Origin of the sequence: Bartonella acomydis (genome assembly GCF_039543025.1) — a bacterium.
GTDB lineage: Bacteria > Pseudomonadota > Alphaproteobacteria > Rhizobiales > Rhizobiaceae > Bartonella > Bartonella acomydis.
The window spans coordinates 1-2,818 of sequence record NZ_BAABIY010000084.1; the positions used below are offsets into that span (position 1 = coordinate 1).

The following is a 2,818-nucleotide window of genomic DNA, read 5'->3' on the forward strand; positions in this document are numbered from 1 at the left end:
GATCTGCTTTATAAAACTTACATTGAATAGCCACATAGCCTTCTTGATTGCGAAGCTTTGCCACCAGATCAATGCCGATATCATTTTTATTCCAATCGTCACGTTCTTTAGCCCATTTATAATAGCTTTCAACCTTTTCATAGCGTCCATAATGGAGAGGATCATGCATAAGATATTTGCTAACAAAATCCTCAAAAATTTTTCCCTGTTGAGCTTTTGAGGTTGCTTGATCGCGATAATCTTCCAACAGAGAGCGTAGCGTGATTTGTTCATTATCAGACTTAACAGATTGCAGCATATTACAAGAGGGCTCCATTTTTTTATGAGGGGATTAATTCTTTTCAAAAGAATCGAAATGAAGCTTATTAAATCCATTTTGAGCGAAATGAGAAAAAAATGCAGAAAAATGCGAAAAAGCGGATAAATTTTTTCAAAAGGGGATTTTAAAGGCACTTTATCCACAGCCTATGATACATGGTTAGATCAGCAAAGTAGTGAAATTTGCTATTCACTTGATGTACTAATCAAGACAGATGCATTATGGAATTTTTAAATATCATAATAATTATTTTGATGAGTTTTATCTAAAAAGGTTTTGACGGTGCAAAAATTGTCAAAACCCCCTCGAAACGTATATTATTGGTTGAATTAATAGGTTATATGTTTGATAGGGGTTGTTTTTTAAACATCTGTAAAATACTAACATATTGAAATACAATGTTTTTATTTTTTGTTGTTTTTTTATCTAAAAGTAGCAACCGTCAAAACTCAAAACCCCTCCAAAACTTATAAAGATTAGTTTTGGATAGCGTTGACACAAGGTTAAACGTTGTTTCCTTTTTTAAATGATAAACAAAAACCCTCAAAGATCATTTGTGATATCTTGTACAAGTCAGATCTTTGAAGGTTTGAAGGATAACAAAAAATTATCAGCGTTTCATTGTTTTATGCTGTTGCTTTTGACTAAAGGATGCCATTCATAGCGTATAGTAGGTCGACCGCCTTTAGAGCTATGATCACTTGCTATTTGACGAATATGATTGGAACGGCATAAAATCTCTAGAGCCTGCTTAACGACTTCATTGTCTTTTAAACATTTCCAATCACGCCTGTAAATATCGCGTGCAGTAAAAATATCGGGTAAATGATCACAACGTTCGATAATCAATTTTGCACAATCTTCTATAGAGGCATTCCCCGCCGCATAAAGTCTTTTGACATGGCTTAACAGATATTTTTCCCAACGCAATGCTGTTTGAAGAGCATCTTTATTGATTTCAAAACGCCCCCCTTCGGTCAATTCAAAAATCAACGCAAGGCTTGCTATGGTCTTTGGCATTTTTAAAAGATGCGATTGTAAGCTTTCAGATAAGCTTTCAGAAAGGTTATTCTCTTTAGCTTCTTTAAAAATCTTTTTCATCCACTCACGAAAAATCTCTTGAGCTTCAGCAGAAAAACGCATGACAAGCGGGTGTTCTGGAGATCCAAGGGGTTTATCATAAAGAGAATGAAACACCCCTTCATAAGTTTTCCATGCCTCTTGATTAGGGTGTCTATCAACCCATTGCCAATCTTTTGTATCATCGGGCCACACCAGCATTTGAAACCGTTGTAAAAAACCATCATTGCCTTTGCCATATAAAGCATTGCGTATAAAGGGCAGAATGCGAGAGGGTTGAATGCCACCTATAATTGAAAGGGTTGCATTGGGAATAAAAATGGTTCCACGTCCGATACGGTCATAAGTAAATTGACCATCTCCATTAAAAGCTTCGAGATAAAAAGCACGGTCTGTTTGATATTCCTTGCGTTCCATATCTGTTAAGAAACCGGATAACTCATCACGAACCATCAAAAGACCACGGGGGTTTTCTTTTAACAATTCCCCCAGCTTTTCAACCGTCACATCATTGACAATAAAACGAGAGCCATCATCATGAGCATTGTCTTTAGAGGGGGGGGCAGACAACAGAGCACGGGCTGTTTCAAGGTCTCCTTTTTTGATCGCTTTATGGGCTTGTTTTTTCTTTTCTGATTTGTCTAAAGTTTCAAGTATCTCTTCAATTTCTTGCCCTTCTTTTTGTTTTAACCACTCTTTATACCATTGCTTTTGAAGGCACGTGATAGGGGCTAAAGCGGCTTGCATGGTAGGTGTTTTCATAGTTGAAGGCTGTCCAATAAGAACGCCCCAGAGATTAGGGACAATTGTCCAATCATCATACTGTTTTGGCGCAATATGCACGCCATTTCCAATGAGGGCTGCTAAACCACAAAGAGCAGAGACAGCAATAAAATCGAGAGGGGCTTGTTGACGGTCAGCAATATCATAAATATAGCGACTTAAGGTTAAAGGCACTTGTGCAACGTGAAAAGGTTCGACGGGTAAAAGAGCCGTAGCAATTGGTTTTAATTCCCCCCAACCATTTTGTTGCAAGGCGACTTCATAAGGAATAGCTTTTAAACAAGTATTATCATTGAATGAAATATTTTGGTTATTTTTATCTTTTATCATTATTTATAACCTTTCAAGATTAAAAAGTCATTGAAATCTAAAGCGTTAGGGGCTTGCATCATGAAAACCTCAAAGCCTTGGCTATAAGCACGTTTTGCTAGGATAAAACCTGCTTTACGACCCGCATCATCCCCATCCATTGCGATTGTCAAACGTCCTTTTATTGGGGGTAAATTCATACGCATCATGCCACTGGTGGAAAGAGACGCCCATACATTCACGGGCTCTGATAACAACCCAGACAGCAGAGACAGACCGGTTTCTATCCTCACACAAATAACCAGATGTTTTGGATTATCTTCGCTT

The 2,818-nt window shown here is 37.6% G+C and carries 3 protein-coding genes; all 3 read right to left on the minus strand.

Going from position 1 to position 2,818, the window contains the following annotated elements; all coding sequences use genetic code 11:
• Nucleotides 1-298 (minus strand): restriction endonuclease (locus tag ABD909_RS07185; RefSeq protein WP_486303675.1); only part of this gene is annotated, 298 nt, incomplete at its 3' end.
• Nucleotides 299-937: 639 nt separating this feature from the next.
• Nucleotides 938-2,512: a YfjI family protein gene (locus tag ABD909_RS07190; RefSeq protein ID WP_345097265.1), complete on the minus strand. Its 1,575-nt coding sequence runs from the start codon at nt 2,510-2,512 to the stop codon at nt 938-940.
• On the minus strand, nt 2,512-2,818 hold a 307-nt coding region (locus ABD909_RS07195), incomplete at its 5' end, for a toprim domain-containing protein (protein WP_345097266.1). The genes ABD909_RS07195 and ABD909_RS07190, both read right to left, overlap by 1 nt.

Excerpts from the sequence above, each read along its gene's own strand:
- ABD909_RS07190 (WP_345097265.1), bottom strand. The coding sequence starts at position 2,512 with ATGATAAAAGATAAAAATAACCAAAATATTTCATTCAATGATAATACT.